Source organism: Candidatus Pantoea communis (assembly GCF_011752685.1).
GTDB classification, from domain to species: Bacteria; Pseudomonadota; Gammaproteobacteria; order Enterobacterales; family Enterobacteriaceae; genus Pantoea; species Pantoea communis.
The window spans coordinates 1-21,292 of record NZ_VWXC01000025.1; the positions used below are offsets into that span (position 1 = coordinate 1).

Annotated in this window: 19 protein-coding genes; 13 read left to right on the forward strand and 6 right to left on the reverse strand. The window is 55.4% G+C overall.

What is annotated here, in order from left to right:
• Window positions 1-148: 148 nt before the first annotated feature.
• Complete coding sequence (gene mrcA, locus F3J37_RS23900) at window positions 149-2,698, reverse strand: peptidoglycan glycosyltransferase/peptidoglycan DD-transpeptidase MrcA (protein WP_034819629.1); 2,550 nt, start codon at window positions 2,696-2,698, stop codon at window positions 149-151.
• A gap of 242 nt (window positions 2,699-2,940) precedes the next feature.
• On the opposite strand from mrcA, the gene pilM reads away from it, so the two are divergent.
• The 12 genes from pilM to trpS all read left to right on the forward strand — a co-directional run bounded on the left by pilM (window position 2,941) and on the right by trpS (window position 13,035).
• Window positions 2,941-3,750: a pilus assembly protein PilM gene (gene pilM / locus F3J37_RS23905; RefSeq protein ID WP_166936242.1), complete on the forward strand. Its 810-nt coding sequence runs from the start codon at window positions 2,941-2,943 to the stop codon at window positions 3,748-3,750.
• A complete protein-coding gene (locus F3J37_RS23910; protein ID WP_240154167.1) occupies window positions 3,747-4,292 on the forward strand; it encodes a PilN domain-containing protein in 546 nt (181 codons plus the stop codon). Before pilM ends, F3J37_RS23910 begins: the two co-directional genes overlap by 4 nt.
• Window positions 4,285-4,779, forward strand: a complete 495-nt coding sequence (locus tag F3J37_RS23915) for a HofO family protein (protein WP_166936244.1) — start codon at window positions 4,285-4,287, stop codon at window positions 4,777-4,779. Before F3J37_RS23910 ends, F3J37_RS23915 begins: the two co-directional genes overlap by 8 nt.
• Entirely contained in the window at window positions 4,769-5,149 is a 381-nt protein-coding gene (locus tag F3J37_RS23920; protein WP_166936246.1) for a HofP DNA utilization family protein, read from the forward strand. The genes F3J37_RS23915 and F3J37_RS23920 overlap by 11 nt, the downstream gene beginning before the upstream one ends.
• Complete coding sequence (gene hofQ, locus F3J37_RS23925) at window positions 5,091-6,350, forward strand: DNA uptake porin HofQ (RefSeq protein WP_166936248.1); 1,260 nt, start codon at window positions 5,091-5,093, stop codon at window positions 6,348-6,350. The genes F3J37_RS23920 and hofQ overlap by 59 nt, the downstream gene beginning before the upstream one ends.
• 482 nt (window positions 6,351-6,832) lie before the next feature.
• Complete coding sequence (gene aroK, locus F3J37_RS23930; protein ID WP_034820046.1) at window positions 6,833-7,354, forward strand: shikimate kinase AroK; 522 nt, start codon at window positions 6,833-6,835, stop codon at window positions 7,352-7,354.
• Between the two features lie 39 nt (window positions 7,355-7,393).
• Window positions 7,394-8,482, forward strand: a complete 1,089-nt coding sequence (aroB, locus tag F3J37_RS23935) for a 3-dehydroquinate synthase (protein ID WP_166936249.1) — start codon at window positions 7,394-7,396, stop codon at window positions 8,480-8,482.
• A 173-nt stretch (window positions 8,483-8,655) separates the two neighbouring features.
• Entirely contained in the window at window positions 8,656-9,696 is a 1,041-nt protein-coding gene (locus F3J37_RS23940) for an SPOR domain-containing protein (protein ID WP_166936251.1), read from the forward strand.
• A gap of 96 nt (window positions 9,697-9,792) precedes the next feature.
• The gene (gene dam / locus F3J37_RS23945) at window positions 9,793-10,605 is read left to right on the forward strand and encodes an adenine-specific DNA-methyltransferase (RefSeq protein ID WP_034819614.1); all 813 of its coding nucleotides are present in this window, start codon (window positions 9,793-9,795) and stop codon (window positions 10,603-10,605) included.
• Window positions 10,606-10,670: 65 nt separating this feature from the next.
• Window positions 10,671-11,354 (forward strand): ribulose-phosphate 3-epimerase, encoded by a 684-nt coding sequence (gene rpe / locus F3J37_RS23950; protein ID WP_034819612.1) that lies wholly within the window; start codon window positions 10,671-10,673, stop codon window positions 11,352-11,354.
• A complete protein-coding gene (locus F3J37_RS23955; RefSeq protein ID WP_166936253.1) occupies window positions 11,338-12,015 on the forward strand; it encodes a phosphoglycolate phosphatase in 678 nt (225 codons plus the stop codon). Before rpe ends, F3J37_RS23955 begins: the two co-directional genes overlap by 17 nt.
• A 15-nt stretch (window positions 12,016-12,030) precedes the next feature.
• Window positions 12,031-13,035, forward strand: a complete 1,005-nt coding sequence (trpS, locus tag F3J37_RS23960; protein ID WP_034819607.1) for a tryptophan--tRNA ligase — start codon at window positions 12,031-12,033, stop codon at window positions 13,033-13,035.
• Between the two features lie 58 nt (window positions 13,036-13,093).
• Here trpS and cysG read toward each other — a convergent pair whose 3' ends face one another.
• Genes cysG through nirB form a run of 4 tightly spaced genes read right to left on the reverse strand, consistent with a single transcriptional unit; the run spans window position 13,094 to window position 18,199 of the window.
• Window positions 13,094-14,458 carry a siroheme synthase CysG gene (gene cysG / locus F3J37_RS23965; protein ID WP_166936255.1) on the reverse strand — a complete coding sequence of 455 codons (1,365 nt, stop codon included), beginning with the start codon at window positions 14,456-14,458 and terminating at the stop codon, window positions 13,094-13,096.
• A gap of 43 nt (window positions 14,459-14,501) precedes the next feature.
• A complete protein-coding gene (gene nirC, locus F3J37_RS23970; RefSeq protein ID WP_034819600.1) occupies window positions 14,502-15,305 on the reverse strand; it encodes a nitrite transporter NirC in 804 nt (267 codons plus the stop codon).
• Window positions 15,306-15,335: 30 nt separating this feature from the next.
• Window positions 15,336-15,662, reverse strand: coding sequence for a nitrite reductase small subunit NirD (gene nirD / locus F3J37_RS23975; RefSeq protein WP_166936257.1), 327 nt, complete (start codon window positions 15,660-15,662; stop codon window positions 15,336-15,338).
• A complete protein-coding gene (gene nirB, locus F3J37_RS23980) occupies window positions 15,659-18,199 on the reverse strand; it encodes a nitrite reductase large subunit NirB (protein WP_166936259.1) in 2,541 nt (846 codons plus the stop codon). The genes nirD and nirB overlap by 4 nt, the downstream gene beginning before the upstream one ends.
• A gap of 297 nt (window positions 18,200-18,496) precedes the next feature.
• Between nirB and F3J37_RS23985 the strand changes: the two genes are divergently transcribed.
• On the forward strand, window positions 18,497-19,780 hold the full coding sequence (locus tag F3J37_RS23985) for a cytosine deaminase (protein WP_166936261.1): 1,284 nt from the start codon (window positions 18,497-18,499) through the stop codon (window positions 19,778-19,780).
• 92 nt (window positions 19,781-19,872) lie between these two features.
• Here the strand turns inward: F3J37_RS23985 and tsgA are convergent, their stop codons facing one another.
• Window positions 19,873-21,051, reverse strand: a complete 1,179-nt coding sequence (gene tsgA / locus F3J37_RS23990; protein WP_166936263.1) for an MFS transporter TsgA — start codon at window positions 21,049-21,051, stop codon at window positions 19,873-19,875.
• Between the last annotated feature and the right edge of the window lie 241 nt (window positions 21,052-21,292).

Below are 21,292 nucleotides of genomic sequence, written 5' to 3' on the forward strand. Positions count from 1 at the left end.
AATGGCGATGGCTCCAGGGCTGGTGCTGCCGGAAAGAAGAGTGCGGCATTACCCAAGGGCGGTAAAAAAGAGGCCACAACGTTATCCGTTGCGGCCTCCATTAAGATCTTAACTGACAAGCATTAGGCGAATACGCCGGCTTTTTTTATCAGAACAGTTCGTGGCTTTGGCCGTTGTCCATGAGTGTGGTGCCCACATCATGCACTGAATACTCCGTTGGCTGAGTGCCATTGATGAAGTACTCCTGACGGGTATTGCCGCCACCGTTGGCCAGCTTGCCCGTGCCGCGATCGATCGTCACAGTGACAACGCCATCTGGCGGTGTCAGCGGCTGTACCGGCACGCCATCCAGCGCAGATTTCATGTACTCATCCCAGGCAGGCTGAGCACTCTTCGCGCCGCCTTCATAGCCAGAAATCTGGTCAGGAATCGCGCCTGACATGGTCGAGCGGCCCAGCGCGCGTGAATCATCGAAACCAATCCACACTGAGGTTACGACACCAGGGCCGTAACCAGAGAACCACGCATCTTTCGAGCTGTTGGTGGTACCGGTTTTTCCGCCGATATCGTTACGCTTCAGGTCACGACCTGCACGCCAGCCTGTTCCCATCCAACCTGGCTCACCGAACACGTTGGAGTTCAGTGCGCTTTTGATCAGGAACGACAGCGGTGTATTAATCACATGCGGTGCGTATTGCTGGTCACCTGCGGGTTGCGGCTGAGCAGGCACTTGCTCCAGCTCCGGCTGCGGCACTGCCTGATTCTGCGATTGATCGGAGGTCGCGACGTTTTCCACGCTCTCTTCGCTCAATGCCAGCGATTTTTTGGTATCACCGTAGATCACCGGCAGATTGCACTGTGGGCAGGCAATCTTCGGTTTCTCTTCGAACACCACGCCGCCTTGTTCATTCTCAATTTTGGTAATGAAGTAAGGATCGACAAGGAAGCCGCCGTTAGCCATCACGGCATAACCGCGCACCACCTGCATTGGGGTAAACGAAGCCGCACCCAGTGCCAGCGATTCGGTATGGATGATGTTCTGTGCCGGGAAGCCGAAGCGCTGCAGATACTCTGCGGCGTAATCCACACCCATCGCACGCATCGCACGTACCATCACCACGTTTTTCGACTCACCCAGGCCCTGACGCAAGCGGATAGGCCCCGCATAGGTCGGCGGTGAGTTTTTGGGGCGCCAGTCGGCTCCGGCACCCGCATCCCAACGTGAAATAGGCACATCATTCAGAATGGAAGCCAGCGTCAGTCCACGGTCCATCGCGGCGGTATACAAGAACGGTTTAATGTTTGAACCGACCTGACGCAGTGCCTGTGTCGCCCGGTTGAACATACTCTGGTTGAAGTCGAAACCACCGACCAGCGCGCGTACCGCACCGTCTTCTGGATTGAGCGAGACGAGGGCCGAGTTGACCAGCGGCACCTGACCTAACCACCAATCGTTATCGACTTTACGCACCCAAATCTGCTGGCCTGCCTGCAGTACCTGCGTCACGCTGCGGGGCGTCGGGCCTTGTAGCGTGTCGGATTTGTAAGGACGCGCCCAGCGAACGCCCGCCATACTCAGAGAGACGCTGCTGCCGTCTTTCATCATCGCGGTGGCTTCATCGGCCGTGGCAGTGGTCACCACGGCGGCATTCAGTGGACCGTAGGTGGGCAGATCTTTCAGCGCGTTTTGAATGCGGCTCTTATCCCAGCTTGCTTCGCCCACTTTCCACAGCACGTTAGTCGGGCCGCGATAACCATGACGCATGTCATACGCCATCACGTTATTGCGCACCGCTTGCTGTGCGGCCTCCTGCAGATGGCGCGTGACGGTGGTGTAAACCTTGTAGCCATCATCGTAGGCGGCGTCACCGTAGCGTTTCACCATCTCCTGGCGCACCATTTCGCTCAGATAAGGTGCGGAGAAGGCAATTTCGGGACCATGATAGGTTGCGACCAGCGGCGTGTTGCGCGCGGCATCATATTGCTGCTGCGTGATGTAATTCTGGTCAAGCATACGCGCCAGTACCACATTACGACGCGCCAGCGCGCGCGCATGAGAGTAAAGCGGGTTAAAGGTTGACGGTGCTTTCGGCAGACCGGCAATCATCGCCATCTCACTCAGTGAAAGCTGATCAACCGGCTTACCGAAATAGACCTGTGCAGCCGCTCCGACACCATAGGCGCGGTAACCCAGATAAATTTTGTTGAGGTAGAGCTCGAGGATTTCATCCTTGCTCAGCAGTTGTTCAATGCGAATCGCCAGGAACGCTTCCTTGATCTTACGCATCAGCGTGCGTTCAGGGCTAAGGAAGAAGTTACGCGCCAGTTGTTGCGTAATGGTACTGGCACCCTGCGAAGCATGGCCGGACACCAGCGCGACGCTGGCAGCACGAAAAATGCCCACCGGGTCGACACCATGGTGCTCATAGAAACGGCTGTCTTCGGTTGCAATGAACGCTTTGATCAGCTCAGGCGGCATCTGTTGCAAGGTGAGCGGCACGCGGCGCTTCTCACCGTACTGGGCGATCAGTTCGCCATCCGCGCTGTAAACCTGCATTGGGGTTTGCAAACGCACGTCTTTCAGCGTGTTCACATCAGGCAGCTGCGGCTCTATGTATTTGTACAAACCATAAACCGTGCCTGCTCCCAGCAGAATGCAACACACTGTAAGAATCAATAAATACTTTACGAACTTCACCTGAGAATTCCCATCTGTTGTCGTTTGGGCAGTTTATAAACAATCGCGCGGTAGTATAAAGGCAAGCCTGACGCTTTGATATACCCGTCATACTTCGAGCGGCAGCCACGTCGGCTGCGCGAGCTCACCCTAGACGCTGACTTCGGTAAGCGCCTGAGTAATAGCTCGTTTTCCGCCTTGCCGCCACTCGAAAGATTGAGGGTCTCTCTTTTTTTACCTTAAAAGATAAGGAGATCGCGCATATGGCTTTTCAGCGCTGGCAAATTGGATTGGACATCCAAAACGGGCAACTCTGCGCCCTGGGCATTGAACGCCGACGTCATGGCTGGCAGTTACGCCATTGGTGGCAGCAACCGCTGCCGCACGATACGTTACGCAACGGCGTGTTGCAAACTACCCCACTGTTACAGGAGATGTTGACGCGCTGGCAGCGCCATCTGCCGAAACGCTATTCACTGCGAGTTGGCTTGCCTCCGCAACTGGTGTTGCAGCGAACATTGCCGCTACCAGAAACCTCGCTCAGTGAGCCGGCAATGAGCCGTTATGTGGCATCCTCGGCACCACGCTTGTTTCCGGTTGAACCCGCCACGCTGTCGATTGACTACCGCTCGGCACGCAATGCAACGCAGCTGTGCATTACGGCGGCTCGGCGTGAAGTGATTGCGCAGTGGCTGGCGCCGTTAAAGGAGGCTGGCCTGCGACCCGATGTCTTTGAACTGAGCAGCCTGGCGTTGACCCAAATCGCCATGCGCATGCCGCTGCATCGTGACCAACTTTTAATCCATCCGCTTAGCGATCACTGGCTATGGACGTTAGCCGGTGAGCCGGGCACATCAGGCGCGGCCACAGAGCCTCTAACGCTGGCGAAACTGCGTGAAACCTTCCCTCAGGCATCCTCCATCTTTTGCACCTCGACCTTCAGCTTGACTGAATCCAGCGTGACGCACTGCCGACCGCTTTCATTACTGCACTATCGACAACCGCCACTGCCCGCGCAGGAAGGTGAGTTTGCCATCGCGCTCGGTCTGGCGCTGCGCCCGGAGGATGCATGATGCTGGCCGTCAATTTATTACCCTGGCGCGTCCGGTTGCAGCAGCGCCGCCGCCAGCAAAGCTTTTCCCTGCTGGGATGCGTCCTGCTGACGACTGTAATGATGGTGCTGTCGTTATGGTGGCGCGGAAGCCAGACACAGGGCCAGATGCACAGGACGTTGGCGGATATCAGCCAACAGCATGAAGCGTTGCAACGCCAGTTGACGCGACAGCAACTGCTGCTGCAGCAACGCGATGAGCTATTAGAGGCGCAGCGGATACGGCAGCGTAAAAAGGATGAGCATCAGCGCTGGCAACAGTTCTGGCTGCGCTTGCCAATGTTGATGCAGGGCACGCTTTGGCTCAAACGCGTGGAACGGCGCCAAAGTATCCTGCTATTCGAAGGACAGGCGCAGAGCATGATGGCGATCCAGGATTTTCGTCATCAATTGATGCGGCAGCCGCTGTTTGCCGCGGTTAAACCGGCCAGCGTGCAGCGCCAAACCGCTGGGCACTATCGATTTGTCTTGCGCGCGCGGATGCAGGAGAACATTGGTGAATGATGCATTGCAGCGCTGGCTCGCTTTAGCCCTGATGTGGCGGATTGCCTGTCTGTTAGGCATGTCTCTGCTGCTGATGCTTATGGCGTGGTGGATTTTGCTTCGCCCGCAGCAACAGGTTCATGCTGCCCAATTTCGCCAGCAGGCGGTGATGTCACAACAGGTGATGCAGCGTCAGCAGCTATTGGCTGCACGACCTGCCATCAACGTGCTGGAACAGGAAATCGCACGGTTACAGCAACCCATGAGTGGCGTCACTGAGCAAGTTACGCTCGAAGCTTTGATCACCGCGCGCGGCGATCAACTGGAAAGCTGGCTACCGGATAATCAGCCGCAGCAGTTACAGTTGCGGCTCGGCTGGACGCAATTTGTTCCGCTGTTTTCTGAGCTGTCATTGACTCGCCTGCCTGTACCGCAGCGCTTTGAACTCAAAGAAGAGCAGGGAGCGCTGAACACACAGCTGTGGCTGGAGGATGGAGATGCGCCATAGTGCATGGCTGTTAGTGCTGTGGAGCGGCTTTACGCTGGCACGCGATCCCTTTCAGCCGCTGGCCGAGGTGCAATGTCAGATGCAGGCAGCTGAACCTGATGGCTGGCGGTTGCAGGGCATTATCGGTACTCCCACGCGCTATGTTGCCTGGCTAAGCTCACCAGAAGGAAAAAATCATCGGCTTGGCCCTTCGGCTCGGTTACCGCGCTCAAGCTGGCAGGTGGCAGCATTAACCGCGAATAGCATGACCTTGCATGTCGCGCAAAGCTGCCCGCCGCAGCAAATCACCTGGTCTATAAAAGGAGGATATTATGAAATGGATGGCCCTGCTGTTGTGCCTGAGTTTGAGCCTGCCCCTGCAGGCAAATGAAGAACGCTTAAGCCTGGTGTTTGATGATGCCCCCGTTGAACGTATTTTGCAGGCGCTGGCAGATTATCAACAAACCAACCTGCTGATTGCACCTGGCGTTGAAGGGCGCTTATCACTGCGCCTGGAAAATGTAGGATGGGAACGCGCACTGGCGCTGGTGACCCGGCTGGCAAAACTCACGGTGGTGCAGGAAGAGGGCGTGCTGCTGGTTTATCCCGAAAGCTGGCAACAGATGCAGACACAACAGGCGAAAACAGAACATGAGGAGCGGCAACAGCAACTTCCTCTCGAACAGCAGTCCGTCACGCTGCATTACGCCAATGCCAGCGATGTCTATCGTAGTCTGCAAGCGGAGCGTTCACTCCTCACTTCACGCGGCAGTGTCACGGTCGATAGCCGTACCAACAGCTTGTTGCTGCGTGACACCGCCGCCGCGATCCGTGACGCCACGCGTTGGTTGCGTGCACTGGATATGCCACTCGAACAGGTCGAGTTGTCTGCCCACATCATCACCATCAATGAAGAACATCTGCGTGAGCTGGGGGTGAACTGGCACACCGCGCCTGTTCAAAGTGTGACGACGGCATTGCATCATCCACAACTGGCGATCCCATTGGCGGTGAATAATCCTGCTTTGCGTGCGGGCGTTACGCTGGGGCAGGTCAGTGGCGGATTGCTAAATCTGGAACTCAGCGCGCTTGAGCAGGAGAACCAAATTGAAATCATCGCCAGTCCGCGGCTTTTTACCTCTCATCAGCAAACCGCTTCCATTAAACAGGGAACCGAAATTCCTTACGAGGTGAAGTCGGGCAGCAGTGGTGCAACGGCGATTGAATTTAAAGAGGCAGTGTTAGGGATGGAAGTGACGCCCATGGTGCTGGGGAATGGACGGATTCAGTTAAAACTGCGCTTAAGCCAGAACATGCCGGGGCGCAGCCTGAACGTGGGTGAAAGCAGCGTGCTGAGTATTGATAAGCAGGAAATTGAAACGCAGGTGACGCTGCGTGATGGCGAAACGTTGGCGCTGGGCGGAATTTTTCAACAACAGCGCATGCAGACCGAACAGCGGGTACCTTGGTTGGGTGAGTTGCCCTTATTGGGAACGCTGTTCCGTCAGCAAACCAAAGAACATAAAAAGAAGGAGTTGGTGATCTTCATTACCCCCAGACTGGTCAGGGAAGCAGCGCTTACAGCCGGATAAAGCGGAAAATTCACTCTGATTTGCCATCTGCGTTGACGCAGGGCAGGAATTAGCTTACAAGGTTTAGCGATTTTTAAAACGGTGTAGCGGAACGCGGCAGGATAACCTTCCGATGGGCGTCAGTCACAAGCGATACTGGCGTCAGAATATATTTTCCTTAAATAAATTGAGTTAAAGCGCGGTGGTGAAAACGTTCATTTCTAAGCTTATTTCTGTAAGTTTCAGGGATGAAAAGACACAGCCAACGCGCATGCTGCTTGAAGTGTGAAGGAAAACAGGAGGGGCGTTACCGTCTCGCGAACCACAGACCGGTCCTGTTACAAGGTCGCCGGGGGCAATTTATTCGGTTGCCAAACGGCCATGAGTGTTGAGATAATTTTCCGTCTGACTCTTGTTAATGCTCATGAGGTCTCAGTTCCTGTCCCGCCAGCACTATGCTGAACGCGGGGTATCATCAACGAATTCTTAGTAATACCGATAAAATGGCAGAGAAACGCAATATCTTTCTGGTTGGGCCGATGGGTGCCGGCAAAAGCACTATTGGTCGTCAGTTAGCTCAGCAACTCAATATGGAATTTTTCGATTCCGATCAGGAAATTGAGCGACGTACCGGAGCGGATGTAGGCTGGGTATTTGATGTGGAAGGCGAAGACGGTTTCCGCGATCGCGAAGAGAAGATCATTAATGAACTCACCGAGAAACAAGGCATTGTCCTGGCGACCGGTGGTGGTTCTGTCAAATCCCGTGAAACCCGCAATCGTCTCTCCGCCCGCGGCGTGGTCGTTTATCTTGAAACGACTATCGAGAAGCAACTTGCTCGTACACAGCGTGATAAAAAACGTCCGTTGTTACAGGTTGAAGAGCCACCGCGCGAAGTACTGGAAGCTTTAGCTGGCGAACGTAATCCACTTTATGAAGAGATCGCTGACGTCACTATTCGCACTGACGATCAAAGTGCAAAAGTTGTCGCCAATCAGATCATCAACATGCTGGAAAAAAATTAATCCAGCGCCCTGACGGCTCAGTAATAGGTATCGGTCATCATGGAGAAGATCACTGTCTCACTCGGGGATCGTAGTTACCCCATCACCATCGCTGCCGGACTGTTTAACGATCCGGCTTCTTTTTGGCCGCTAAAAGCAGGCGATAACGCCATGCTGGTGACCAATGAGACGCTTGCCCCGATCTACCTCGACAAGCTGTCAGCACTGCTTTCACAGGCGGGCGTGAAGGTGGATCAGGTGATTTTACCTGATGGTGAAAAGTACAAGACGCTCGCTGTGATGGACGATGTCTTCACCGCGCTGCTGCAGAAACCGCATGGACGTGATACCACGTTAATTGCGCTCGGCGGCGGTGTGATTGGTGATCTCACTGGGTTTGCTGCTGCGAGCTATCAACGCGGTGTGCGCTTTATCCAGGTACCGACAACGCTGCTGTCTCAGGTCGACTCTTCGGTCGGCGGTAAAACAGCCGTCAACCATCCGCTGGGCAAAAACATGATTGGTGCCTTCTACCAGCCAGCCTCAGTGGTGGTCGATACCGATTGCCTGGCTACGCTGCCGGCGCGCGAATTGGCGTCTGGTCTGGCAGAAGTGATCAAATACGGCATTATCCTCGACGGGGAATTCTTCCAGTGGCTCGAGCAGAATCTTGATGCGCTGCTGGCATTGGATCAGCAAGCCCTGGCCTACTGCATCCGTCGCTGCTGTGAACTCAAAGCTGAAGTGGTTGCCGCCGATGAGCGTGAAAACGGTCAACGCGCACTGCTCAATCTGGGCCATACTTTTGGTCATGCGATTGAAGCGCACATGGGCTATGGCAACTGGTTACACGGTGAAGCGATTGCGGCGGGAATGGTCATGGCTGCCCGTACCGCCGAACGTCTGGGTCAGTTCACGTCGACGGATACCGATCGTATTATTGCGCTATTTTTGCGAGCGGGTTTACCGGTGCACGGCCCGGAAAGCATGCAAGCAGAAGCGTATCTTCCGCACATGATGCGCGATAAGAAAGTGCTGGCGGGTGAAATGCGTTTGGTGCTGCCTCTCGCAATTGGCCGCTCTGAAGTGCGCGCAGGTGTGGCTCATGATATGGTGCTGGCTGCGATTAACGATTGTCTAAAATACTGAAGATATCCTAAGTAAGTCGAACTGCAGCAAGGTGAGCATTGCATACATTCCAGGCGCTGATGTGAGTGAGCATCTGGATAATAAAGTGCAACCAACGCCGTTTCAGCTTGAGTATGACGGGTAGAGTGGTGATGCGGTGCGTGGGAAGCGTGCTGTTTTACGGAGGAGGCTAGATGGATGAGTTCAAACCGGAAGACGAGTTAAAACCTGATGCCAGTGACCGCCGTCCTACGCGGCCACGCAAAACGTCTTCTGCGCCGAAAGTGAAGGTACCTGTTTCTCGTCAGCATATGATGATGGGGATCGGCATCCTGGTTCTGCTGTTGGTAGTACTGGGCATCGGTTCGGCATTGACCGGTCCAGATGAAAAGAAACCAGCGACCACTGCTAATAATGGCAATGCGGCGCCGACGGCAACCGGCGGTGAAAAGAACATCGACCTTTCCGGCGCGACGTCCATGAGCGGCCAGCAAAACGCCACGCCTTCAGCGGAAGGAAACGCACCACAGACGTCAGCTGCATCATCCTCGCCAGCAAGCAGCGATTCCAACTCGATTTCTATGCCAGCGGTGTCTTCAACACCGACACAGGCTGCGCCTGTCGATACGCCAGCCAATCAGCAACGTGTGACGCTGCCGGGCGATCTCAACAGTGCGTTGAGCAACCAGCAAGGTCAGGTTGATAACGCCGCACAGGGTGCGCAAGGCAACAGTTCACTGCCCACTGCGCCTGCTACGGTGAGCGGTAACGGTAAAGCGATAACGCCTCCGGCGATGCGCTCTGAAACACCTGCGCGTGCTAATAGCAACGGTTCACGTGAAACGCACAGCAACACCGCGCATAAAGCGCCGGCCACGTCGAAACCAGTCGCCGGAGCAAAAGAGAATAAAACACATACCACCGCCGCACACAATGCACCTGTGAGTGCCAGCAGCGGTGCCAGTAAGTCACTGCCAACCGGTGGCAGCTACACGCTGCAGTTGAGCGGTGCGTCGAAAGAAGAGAGCCTGAATGCCTGGGCGAAGAAACAAAATCTGAGCGGTTATCATGTGTATAAAACCACGCGTAACGGTCAGCCCTGGTATGTGTTGGTCAGCGGTGCTTACGCTACGCCAGCCGATGCCAAGCGCGCAGTGGCATCACTGCCTGCTGAAGTTCGTGCGGCAAATCCGTGGGTAAAACCGTTGAGTCAGGTGAAGAAAGAAAGTCAGTAATTGATGTGGGGCTGCGATCATGCGGCCCCGTTTAAAGCGCAAAGCTGCTGTCGGTTCCACCACAGCCCATAATTAAGATGTAATAACCACGACAGCATGAAGAAAAATCGCGCTTTCCTTAAATGGGCCGGAGGGAAATACCCGCTGCTTGACGATATCCGTCGTCATTTGCCACAAGGTGACTGTTTAGTCGAACCTTTTGTGGGTGCCGGTTCCGTGTTCCTCAACACCGATTATGATCGCTATCACCTGGCGGACATCAACGGTGACCTGATCAATCTCTATAACATCGTAAAAAACCGCACGGTTGAGTTTATTGAAGACGCGCGGCAGCTGTTCACGCCTGAAGGTAATATCGCAGAGACCTATTACGCGCAACGTCTGGCCTTTAACGCCAGCAAAGATGAATATCAGCGTGCATTACTGTTTCTCTATCTCAATCGGCATGGCTATAACGGTTTGTGCCGTTACAATCTACGCGGTGAGTTCAATGTGCCTTTTGGTCGTTATCGCAAACCTTACTTCCCGGAAGCGGAGCTGTTGTGGTTTGCCGAACGGGCGCAAAAAGCGACCTTTGTATGTGAATCGTACGATGTTACTCTGAACAACGCCCCTGCTGGCTCAGTGGTTTATTGCGATCCGCCGTATGCGCCCTTGTCGGCGACGGCGAACTTTACCGCGTACCACACCAATAGCTTTAGCCTGCGCGAGCAGCAGCATCTGGCCGAGCTGGCAAATAAGCTGGCACATGAAAACAGCATACCGGTGCTGATTTCCAACCACGACACGCTGCTCACGCGTGAGTGGTATCAGAATGCGGTTTTACACGTAGTCAAAGCCCGGCGTTCCATCAGCCGAAGCATAAGTGGTCGCACTCAGGTTGACGAACTGCTGGCGCTTTTCCGCTAGCCTGTTTCGTCCGCGACCAACGCATTACGCCAGCTCTGGCTGGCGCACAAAATTGGGAGAATCGGATGAAACAATTTTTGCTGGCCCCTTCAATTCTTGCTGCTGACTTTGCTCGCCTGGGCGAAGATACCGCCAAAGCGCTGGCAGCAGGCGGGGATGTGGTGCATTTCGACGTGATGGATAACCACTATGTGCCTAATCTGACCATGGGGCCAATGGTGCTTAAAGCGCTGCGCGACTATGGCATTACGGCACCGATTGATGTGCATCTGATGGTGAAGCCGGTGGATGCACTGATTCCAGAGTTCGCTAAAGCGGGCGCGACTTACATTACCTTCCATCCTGAAGCCAGTGAGCACGTTGACCGCACACTGCAACTGATCAAAGAGCACGGCTGTAAAGCGGGTCTGGTGTTCAATCCGGCGACGCCGCTCGATTACCTCGACTACGTGATGGATAAACTCGACATCATTCTGCTGATGTCAGTGAACCCTGGCTTCGGCGGTCAATCCTTCATTCCCGGCACGCTGGACAAATTGCGTCAGGCGCGTCGTCTCATTGATCAAAGCGGTTACGATATCCGTCTGGAAGTGGACGGTGGTGTGAAGATCGATAACATCGGTCAGATCGCGGCGGCAGGTGCGGATATGTTTGTGGCCGGTTCAGCCATCTTTGGTCACCCCGATTACAAAAAAGTGATCGACGAAATGCGCGGCGAACTGGAGAAAGTTAATGGCTCATTTCACTGATATCCGCGCGCTGGCGTTTGATCTTGATGGCACGCTGGTCGATAGCGCACCGGGTCTGTCACAGGCCATTGATCATGCTTTAGGCGACTTGCAGTTGCCGCCGCCCGGCCTTGCGCTGGCCTCCACCTGGATTGGCAATGGCGCAGATGTGATGATGACACGCGCGCTGACCTGGGCACTAGGCCGTGAACCGCACGCCGAGGAGCAGCGCGACGCGCGCTCGTTGTTCGATAAGTACTACGCCGAAACGGTGGAAGCGGGCAGCACGCTGTTTCCGCAGGTGAAAGAGACGCTGGCGGCGCTGCACGCCAAAGGCTTGCCGATGGCCATCGTCACCAACAAGCCAACGCCGTTTGTCGCGCCTTTGCTGCAATCGCTGGGCATTGCCGATTTCTTCACGCTGATTATTGGCGGTGATGATGTGGTGGTGAAAAAGCCCCATCCGGCAGCGATCTTCCTTGTTTTGGGTCACTTTGGCGTACTGCAAAAAGAATTACTGTTTGTTGGTGATTCTCGTAATGATATTCACGCAGCTCAGGCTGCGGGTGTGCCGAATGTCGGTATAACGTTTGGCTACAACTATGGCGAGCCGATTGCCGCCAGCCAACCCGATCTCACTCTCGATACTTTTAGCGAACTTTTGCCCGCTCTCGGGCTGTAATTATCAGGATATAACATGAGCAAACCCATCGTTTTCAGCGGCGCCCAGCCTTCCGGTGAACTGACCATTGGCAACTATATGGGTGCGCTGCGTCAGTGGGTGCAGATGCAGGATGATTTCCACTGCATTTACTGCATCGTCGATCTGCACGCCATCACCGTTCGTCAGGATCCCGCTGCGCTGCGCAAAGCCACGCTGGATACTCTGGCGCTGTACCTTGCCTGCGGTATCGATCCGGCAAAAAGCACCATCTTTGTTCAGTCACATGTGCCAGAGCACGCGCAGCTGAGCTGGGTGCTGAACTGCTACGCCTACTTTGGTGAGTTGAGCCGCATGACGCAGTTCAAGGATAAGTCCGCACGTTATTCTGAAAACATCACCGCGGGTTTGTTCGATTACCCGGTGCTGATGGCGGCCGATATTCTGCTGTATCAGACCAACCAGGTACCGGTGGGCGAAGATCAGAAGCAGCATCTGGAACTGAGCCGCGATATCGCCGGCCGTTTCAACGCGCTGTATGGCGATGTGTTCAAAATCCCTGAGCCGTTTATTCCAAAATCAGGCGCACGCGTGATGTCGCTGCTGGAGCCGACCAAGAAGATGTCGAAGTCGGATGACAACCGTAACAACGTGATTGGCCTGCTGGAAGACACCAAAGCGGTAGTGAAAAAGATCAAGCGCGCGGTCACCGATTCCGCCGAGCCGCCAGTGGTGCGTTACGACGTGAAAGAAAAAGCCGGTGTTTCTAACCTGCTGGATATTCTTTCTGGTGTCACCGGTAAGTCGATTCCGCAGCTGGAGCAGGAATTCGAAGGCAAGATGTATGGCCACCTGAAAGGCGAAGTGGCGGAAGCGGTTTCCGGCATGCTGACTGAGCTGCAGGAGCGCTATCATCGTTTCCGTAACGACGAAGCTTTCCTGAATCAGGTGATGCGTGATGGCGCAACCAAGGCCCGTGCGCAGGCGCAGGAAACGCTGAAGAAAGTTTATGAAGCGGTGGGTTTTGTGGCTCAGCCTTAATCAGCTAGCTGCCTGACCTATGAACGGCGAGTTGTGATGACTCGCCGTTTTTTTGTGTTTAAAACCAGCGTAACTGGCGGCGCAGGCTGACCACGCGCCCGACGATAATCAGCGCCGGGCTGGCAAACTGCTGCGCCAGCGTGCTGAGTTCGGCTAACGTCGCGGTTTCCACCTGTTGTTCTGGCGTGGTGCCGTTCTGCACGATGGCGACCGGCATCGCCGCATCCATGCCATGCTGCAACAGCTGGCGCTGGATCTCGGGTGCCTGATTCAGCCCCATATAGAACACCAGTGTTTGCTGCTCTGCCGCCAGCTTACTCCACTCAATTTCGCCCTGTTGTTGCAGATGACCGGTGACAAAGCGCACGCTCTGCGCATGGTCGCGATGCGTTAGCGGAATGCCGCTGTAGGCGGCACAACCGGAGGCGGCGGTAATACCTGGCACCACGCTGAACGGAATGTTGTGCTGAGCCAGTACTTCAAGTTCCTCACCACCGCGACCGAAAATAAAGGGATCGCCACCTTTCAGCCGTACCACGCGCTTGCCGCTCTTAGCCTGCTCTAACAGTAACTGGTTGATTTGCGACTGCGGCACGCAGTGATGCCCGGCCTGTTTACCGACGAAGATGCGTTCAGCATCGCGGCGCACCAGGTTGAGAATGGGTTCGGACACCAGGCGGTCATACACCACCACATCGGCCTGCTGGATGCATTGTAAGCCTTTCAGCGTCAACAAACCGGCATCGCCTGGACCCGCGCCCACCAGCACCACTTCACCCTGATAGGAGAGCGGCGCATCGAACAGCGTATCAACGATATGATCGGCGCGTGGCTGGTCGCGATTAGCCAACGTTTGCGCCAAACGATCGCTGGCAAAGAAGCGCTCCCAAAATGTCCGGCGCTGTCCCATGCTGGCGAAAGTGTTCTTCACCCGACTGCGCAGTGTGCCAGCGAGTGAAGCCAGTTGGCCTAAATGCTGTGGCAGCATCGCTTCCAGCTTCTCACGCAGCAGACGAGCCAGAACCGGAGCGCGGCCACCGGATGACACCGCAATCATCAGCGGGGAGCGATCGACAATCGACGGCATGATAGCGCTGGCTTCCTGCGGCGCATCCACCAGATTGCAGAAGATGCGGCGTGCTTCGGCGGCATCGCCCACTTGCTGATTCACAGCGTCATCGTCGGTGGCGGCAATGACCAGCCAGCAGCCCTCCAGCCACTGCTCTTCAAAGGTGCCGGGCAATAGGTGCAACTTTCCCTGTTCAGCCCACTGCTGAAACGCAGGAGAGAATTGCACTGCGCCAACGTGCAGGTCGGCACCGGCATCCAGCAGCAGGCGCGCTTTGCGCTCGGCTACATCGCCGCCGCCGACCAATAAACAACGCTTGCCTCGCAGACGGCAAAACAGCGGAAAATAGTCCATCGCTCATCCTCAAAAAAGCCCGCAATGTGCGGGCTTAGAAACGTTAAACCGATTTGAGCGCAGTGGCTTGTGGCGCCACTTGCGGCCGCTGAGCCTGTGGCGTGGCGTACCAGTATCCAAGGCCCATCAATACCATGCCAGAGAACATGTTACCCAGCGTCACCCACAGCAGGTTATGACCGATGCCGCTCAAGGTCAGGTCGGCATTATGCTGACCAAACCACGACAGTGCAAAGACCGTCATATTCGCGACAGAGTGTTCATAGCCGGAGGCGATAAAGGCCAGCAGGCACCACCAGATGGCAATGAATTTTGCCGTGCCTTCGGTGCGCACTGCCATCCAGATCGCCAGACACACCAGCCAGTTACACAGGGCACCCTTGAAGAACAGCGCCATGGCGGGCTGCGTGGTTTTCGCCAGCGCGGCACTGTGAATCAGTGCGCCTGCATTGGGCAGCATCGCACCGGCTGCGTAGTAGTAGAGCAGGGCGACAAACACCGAGCCAATCAGATTACCCAGCCAGGTTTGCGGCAGTACGCACCACATCTGGCCCTGGCTGATGGTTCCGGCTTTGACGCCCACGGTGAGGAACATCGTATGGCCGGTAAACAGCTCCGACCCGGCAATGATCACCAGCGTCAGAGCGATACCAAAGGTTGCGCCCATGATCAGCGGCCGCCACGCAGGATCGGCCAGGTTGCCGAGAGTAAAAATCAGGATGATAGCGAGGCCGACGTAAGCGCCTGCCATCGCCGAGCTGATCCAGAAGGCCAGCGGGCTGTGCTGCGCCGTACGCACAATGCGCGCCGCGTTGGCGGCGCAGGTATTCAGGGTGTCAGTAAACATAGTGACGTCTCATAAAGTAAAAGAATTCTGTCAGGCGCACACTTCGACCTGGCCCGCAGTAACGCGCACCGGATAGCTCGCCACGGAACGGGTGGCATCTTCCAGGCAGACGCCGTCGCTTAAACGGAAGCGCTGTTTTTTCAGTGGGCTGGCGACCCACAGCGTGTGCTGATGTTCGGCAATCAGGCCGCGTGACAGCACGCTGGCTGCGGAGAAAGGATCGATGTTACTCAGCGCATAGAGTTGCTCATCATCATGCGGACGGAAGATGGCAATCTGCTGGCCTTTTACCAACGCGCAGACGCCGGTGGCAGGCAGGATTTGTTCGAGTTCACACACGGAATGCCACTGGCTCATGCGTCGATCTCCTCAATCTGGGTGATGGCGATGCGCTCGGCAGGACTTGCCGGACGGTGCTGATCGCGCTGGGCTACGTGCTGCACCAGCGGATCGCGCTGATCGCTGTTGATGAAGGTGCTGAAGTGGATGTGCTGCCGGGGATCGTTCACCGTTGCAGCCCATTCGCACTCGACTTCAGCCCGGAGGCGCGCCAGTTCAGCTTCAAGCTGCGCGTTGAGGCTGAGTTTGTCATCGACAATCACGCTGCGCAGATAGTTGATACCGCCCTCCATACTTTCCAGCCACAGCGAGGTACGCTGCAATCGGTCACCGGTGCGGATATAGAACATCATGAAGCGGTCGAGGTACATGAGCAGAGTGTCGCGATCCAGATCCGCCGCCAGCAGATCGGCGTGACGTGGCTTCATGCCGCCGTTGCCGCATACGTACAGATTCCAGCCTTTTTCCGTCGCGATGATGCCGACATCTTTGCCCTGCGCCTCCGCACATTCGCGCGTGCAGCCCGAGACGCCAAACTTCATTTTGTGCGGTGTACGAATGCCTTTGTAGCGGTTCTCGAGCTCGATACCGAAGCCGAGGCTATCGCCGACGCCATAGCGACACCAGGTGCTGCCCACGCAGGTTTTTGCCATGCGCAACGCTTTGGCATACGCCTGTCCGGTCTCAAATCCGGCATCAATCAGCTGCGACCAGATGGCGGGCAGATCGTCGCGCTGAGCACCGAACAGGCCGATACGCTGCGAGCCAGTGATCTTGGTGTAAAGGTTGTACTGGCGCGCCACTGCACCGATCGCCATCAACCCTTCTGGCGTGATTTCACCGCCGGGCGAGCGTGGGATCACCGAGTAGGTGCCATCTTTCTGAATATTGCCGAGGAACAGATCGTTGCTGTCTTGTAGCGGCGCGAGTTGTGGTTTGAGCACATAATCGTTCCAGCACGAGGCCAGCAGCGAACCCACGGTGGGTTTGCACACTTCACAGCCATAACCCTGACCGTATTTCGCCAGTAAGGCATCGAAGGAAGTGATCTCTTCGACACGAATCAGGTGATACAGCTCCTGGCGTGAATAGGGGAAGTGTTCGCACAGGTGATTGTTGACTTCGATGCCCTGACGGCTTAGTTCCGCGTTGAGCACCTGAGTGAGCAGCGGAATGCAGCCGCCGCAGCCGGTGCCAGCACGGGTTTCGCTTTTCAGCATCGCCACGGTGTGGCAACCGGCTCGCACCGCTTTGACGATATCGCCTTTGCTGACATCAAAGCAGGAGCAGATTTGCGCGCTGTCCGGCAGGGAATCGACTCCCAATACCGGCTTCTCGCCACTGCCTGCTGGCAAAATCAAACCTTCAGGATTATCGGGCAGCGCGATGTTATTCAGCGCCAGCTGTAGCAGATTGCCGTAATCGCTGGTGTCACCGACCAATACCGCGCCGAGCAGCGTGCGATTGTCTTCACTGACGATCAGGCGTTTGTAAATGTGTTTCTGTTCGTCGAGCCACATATAGCTGCGCGCGCCCGGCGTGCGGCCATGCGCATCGCCGATACCACCGACATCCACGCCCAGCAACTTAAGTTTGGCGCTCATATCGGCACCGGAAAAGGCACTGTCGCGTCCCAGCAACGCATCGCTGGCGACCTGTGCCATTTTGTAGCCCGGCGCGACTAAGCCGAACAGCCGGTTCTGCCAGGCTGCGCATTCGCCGACGGCATAAATTGCCGGATCGCGCGTCTGGCAGCGGTCGTTGATGGCGATGCCGCCACGCTGGCCGATTTCCAGCCCACACTGTTTTGCCAGCTTGTCTTGCGGACGAATGCCAGTGGAGAACACGATGAAATCGACATCCAACGCGCTGCCATCGGCGAATTCCAGCGTCTTACCGCCTTTAGCGTGATGCACAATCTGCTGGGTGTTTTTGCCGGTATGCACACGCACACCCATTTGTTCGATCTTACGACGCAGTTGCTCGCCACCTTGCGCATCCAGCTGTTCCGCCATTAATCCGGGCGCGAACTCAATGACATGGGTTTCGATGCCGAGGTTTTTCAGTGCGCCTGCCGCTTCGAGACCTAGCAGACCGCCGCCAATCACGGCACCGCGTTGGCTGCGGCGGGCACAGGCTTCTATGGCGTTGAGATCTTCGATGGTGCGATAGACAAAGCAGTCACTGCCTTCGGCACCTCTTATCGGCGGTATCCACGGATAAGAGCCGGTGGCAAAAATCAGCGTGTCGTAATGCACCGCGCGACCGGTATTGGAGTGAATCAGTTTTTCATCGCGGTTGATGGTAATCGCCCGCTCACCGATCAGCAGGTTGACCTGATGTTTTTCGTAATAGCCGGGGCGAACCAGTGACAGCTCTTCAGCGGTGTGATGGGAGAAGTAGGCGGAAAGGTGGACGCGGTCATAGGCGACGCGCGGTTCTTCACAAAAGACGGTAATGGCAAATTGGCCGGGTTCGGCTTTGTCGATCAGTTCTTCTATAAAGCGGTGGCCGACCATGCCGTTGCCAATAATCACGACACTGTGCTTGCTCATGCTTGCCTCAAAAATTGCGGTATCTGCGCTTACGATAGCGCGCAATATCAGGCGCTTATTGATGCACATCAAGCGCACGGCCATATACCTATTTAGAGGTATGTAATTGATTTTGAACGAAAATGATAAGTGGCTTATTTGATTGGATATTGTGCAGCATCGGTTGCCATCAGTGTCGCTGCTACAAACTGAGCTGAGGGCTTTTTTGCATGGTCATTTTGGCAGACTAAAAACCTATGGCACAGACGGAAAGATTTTCATGCTAGCTTAACCTGTGGCTTAAAACGGGAGGAAGGCATGGCGAATCGCACACTAAAGTGGATCAACAACCTGCGTCTGGCCGGCCAGCAGGGTCTGTGGCAGATGGAAATCAACGGCGGCAAAATAACGGCATTACGCCCCCAGCCACCGCAAATCACGCAGCAGGATGATGCGCTGGATGCCGAAGGAGGGCTGGCAAGTGCCCCATTTATCGAACCGCATATCCATCTCGACACCACGCAAACCGCCGGGCAGCCTGCCTGGAATCAGTCCGGCACGCTGTTTGAAGGTATTGAACGCTGGGCGGAGCGCAAGGCGCTGCTCAGCCATGACGATGTTAAACAGCGCGCACAGCAGACGCTGAAGTGGCAAATTGCCAACGGTATTCAGCATGTGCGTACCCATGTTGATGTTTCCGATCCTACTCTCACCGCGCTGAAAGCGATGCTGGAAGTAAAGACGGAAATGGCGCCATGGATCGATATTCAAATCGTGGCGTTTCCGCAGGAGGGGATTCTCTCCTATCCAAATGGTGAAGCGCTGCTGGAAGAGGCATTGCGTCTCGGCGCCGATGTGGTGGGCGCCATCCCGCACTTCGAGTTCACACGCGAGTATGGCGTTGAATCACTGCATAAAACCTTCGCGCTCGCCAACCGTTATGACCGCATGGTGGATGTGCACTGTGATGAGATCGATGATGAGCAATCGCGCTTTGTCGAAACCGTGGCGGCACTGGCACATCGTGATGGCAATGGCGAACGTGTTACCGCCAGCCACACCACGGCGATGCACTCCTACAACAACGCCTACACCTCGCGCTTATTCCGCTTGCTCAAGCTTTCAAAGATTAATTTTGTCGCTAACCCACTGGTGAACATTCACCTGCAGGGGCGTTTTGACAGCTATCCCAAACGCCGTGGTATCACACGGGTGAAGGAGTTGCTGGAAGCCGATATTAACGTCTGCTATGGCCATGATGATGTGTTTGATCCCTGGTATCCGCTCGGCACGGCCAGCATGCTGCAGGTGCTGCATATGGGATTACATGTCTGTCAGTTGATGGGCTACGAGCAGATCGACAATGGCCTGAGCCTGATCACCACTAACAGCGCGAAGACGATGCAATTGAAGGATTACGGTCTGGCGGTAGGTGACCATGCCAGTCTGATTATTCTGCCGGCTGAAAGTGGCTTTGATGCGGTGCGCAGACAAGTGCCTGTGCGCTATTCGATACGGCAGGGAAGCGTGGTGGCGGCAACGCAGCCCGCGAGCAGTGAAATCTATTTGGGTGAGGCGGAAGCGGTGACATTCCGACGATAGTCGCTGCATAAAAAAAGAGTGCGCATCACTGCGCACTCTATTGCTACTGCACCAGGCAACAGAGGTGAACGTTCACCCCTGCACGTCACCGATTAGTGCGTAATATGGCCGTGCTGGCGATGTTTGGTCACAAAGCCCAGCAGCACGCACATCACAAACACCACGGCATACAAGCCATTAGCGGTAGAGAGTGCTGCATGTGCGCCGCCTTTCGCCACAATTGGGCCGGTAACCACAAAGGTCAGCATGGTGCCGACGGTGCCGCAGGTGAGGATAAAGTTCACCAGCTTCGGCGAAGAGACTTTGGTTTGCAGCGAGCCCAGCGTAATGATGGTGGTGTAGATAGCGCTGGAGCTGAAGCCGAGAATCATGATGATCCAGTGCAGCATGCTGGCGTCGTTGGTGGTGACAAACCAGTACATTAACCCGGTCGCCAGAGCCGCCAATACCATCAGGATGCGCTGCAGATCGAAGAAGCGCAGCAGGAAGCTGAACACCCACATACCGACCATGTACGCGGTCCAGAAGTTACCCACTAATTGGCCGGCTGCCGAAATATCCATACCCATCGATTTGGTCGCATACTCTGGCACCCAGGAGATAAAGCCCAGCTGACCGAGGATATAGCACAGCGCCGCGATCGACAGGAACAACACGCCGATGCCCCATTTCTCTTTCTCGCCGCCTTGCACGGCTGCTTCGCTTTTCAACTCCGGGAATTCCACCATCAGCGTCAGGACGAAGATCGCGATATAAATCACACCGATGCAGGCGTATACCCAGTACCACGGCAGCATGCGAGCCAGTAACACACCAGCGATGATCGGGAAAATGGTACCGGCCATGCTGAAGAACGAGTCGGTAAACAGCAGGCGCGAACCACGCTGGCGACCATCGTACAGATGGGTAATCAGGAAGGTACCGATCGACATGGTGATACCGCTGACCACACCGAGCACAAACATGCACAGCGAGAAGACGGTCAGGTTATGGCTGGTCATCAGGCCTGCCACCGCGAGGATCATCAGCACAAAGCCAAAAATCAGCTGGCGTTTCAACGGCACAATCACCATCAGCCAGGCGTTAAGGAATACCGCGACCAGGATACCGGCATTCAGGAAGGTGAAAGTGTTGCTCATTTCTGAGATGGGCAACTGGAAGTATTGGGCAATATTATCCAGTACCATACCGGTAACGATCACCAGTGCGCCGGTGAGCGCGTAGGAGAAAAAGCTGATCCAGGTAAGGCCAATGCGATTACGGTTTGTCATGTTCTGAACCTGTGATGCGCCGGGATTGGCAAAAAGTGTCATGAATTGTAAATGCAACTGTGATCTTAATAAACAACGAGTGTAACGAGCGCGAAATATTTCATTAATAGTGTGATTTTCGTCACGCAAATGATTGCGCACCTCAAAAAGTATGACAATCGCAACATCAGCGTAAATATCGGTAAAACGCTGGCTCTTGTATAACTTGCTCTTTACAATCGATCTCGTTTTTGAGCTTGCA

Excerpts from the sequence above, each read along its gene's own strand:
- pilM (WP_166936242.1), top strand. The coding sequence starts at position 2,941 with ATGGCTTTTCAGCGCTGGCAAATTGGATTGGACATCCAAAACGGGCAA.
- F3J37_RS23910 (WP_240154167.1), top strand. The coding sequence starts at position 3,747 with ATGATGCTGGCCGTCAATTTATTACCCTGGCGCGTCCGGTTGCAGCAG.
- F3J37_RS23920 (WP_166936246.1), top strand. The coding sequence starts at position 4,769 with ATGCGCCATAGTGCATGGCTGTTAGTGCTGTGGAGCGGCTTTACGCTG.
- hofQ (WP_166936248.1), top strand. The coding sequence starts at position 5,091 with ATGAAATGGATGGCCCTGCTGTTGTGCCTGAGTTTGAGCCTGCCCCTG.
- aroK (WP_034820046.1), top strand. The coding sequence starts at position 6,833 with ATGGCAGAGAAACGCAATATCTTTCTGGTTGGGCCGATGGGTGCCGGC.
- aroB (WP_166936249.1), top strand. The coding sequence starts at position 7,394 with ATGGAGAAGATCACTGTCTCACTCGGGGATCGTAGTTACCCCATCACC.
- F3J37_RS23940 (WP_166936251.1), top strand. The coding sequence starts at position 8,656 with ATGGATGAGTTCAAACCGGAAGACGAGTTAAAACCTGATGCCAGTGAC.
- dam (WP_034819614.1), top strand. The coding sequence starts at position 9,793 with ATGAAGAAAAATCGCGCTTTCCTTAAATGGGCCGGAGGGAAATACCCG.
- rpe (WP_034819612.1), top strand. The coding sequence starts at position 10,671 with ATGAAACAATTTTTGCTGGCCCCTTCAATTCTTGCTGCTGACTTTGCT.
- F3J37_RS23955 (WP_166936253.1), top strand. The coding sequence starts at position 11,338 with ATGGCTCATTTCACTGATATCCGCGCGCTGGCGTTTGATCTTGATGGC.
- trpS (WP_034819607.1), top strand. The coding sequence starts at position 12,031 with ATGAGCAAACCCATCGTTTTCAGCGGCGCCCAGCCTTCCGGTGAACTG.
- cysG (WP_166936255.1), bottom strand. The coding sequence starts at position 14,458 with ATGGACTATTTTCCGCTGTTTTGCCGTCTGCGAGGCAAGCGTTGTTTA.
- nirC (WP_034819600.1), bottom strand. The coding sequence starts at position 15,305 with ATGTTTACTGACACCCTGAATACCTGCGCCGCCAACGCGGCGCGCATT.
- nirD (WP_166936257.1), bottom strand. The coding sequence starts at position 15,662 with ATGAGCCAGTGGCATTCCGTGTGTGAACTCGAACAAATCCTGCCTGCC.
- nirB (WP_166936259.1), bottom strand. The coding sequence starts at position 18,199 with ATGAGCAAGCACAGTGTCGTGATTATTGGCAACGGCATGGTCGGCCAC.
- F3J37_RS23985 (WP_166936261.1), top strand. The coding sequence starts at position 18,497 with ATGGCGAATCGCACACTAAAGTGGATCAACAACCTGCGTCTGGCCGGC.
- tsgA (WP_166936263.1), bottom strand. The coding sequence starts at position 21,051 with ATGACAAACCGTAATCGCATTGGCCTTACCTGGATCAGCTTTTTCTCC.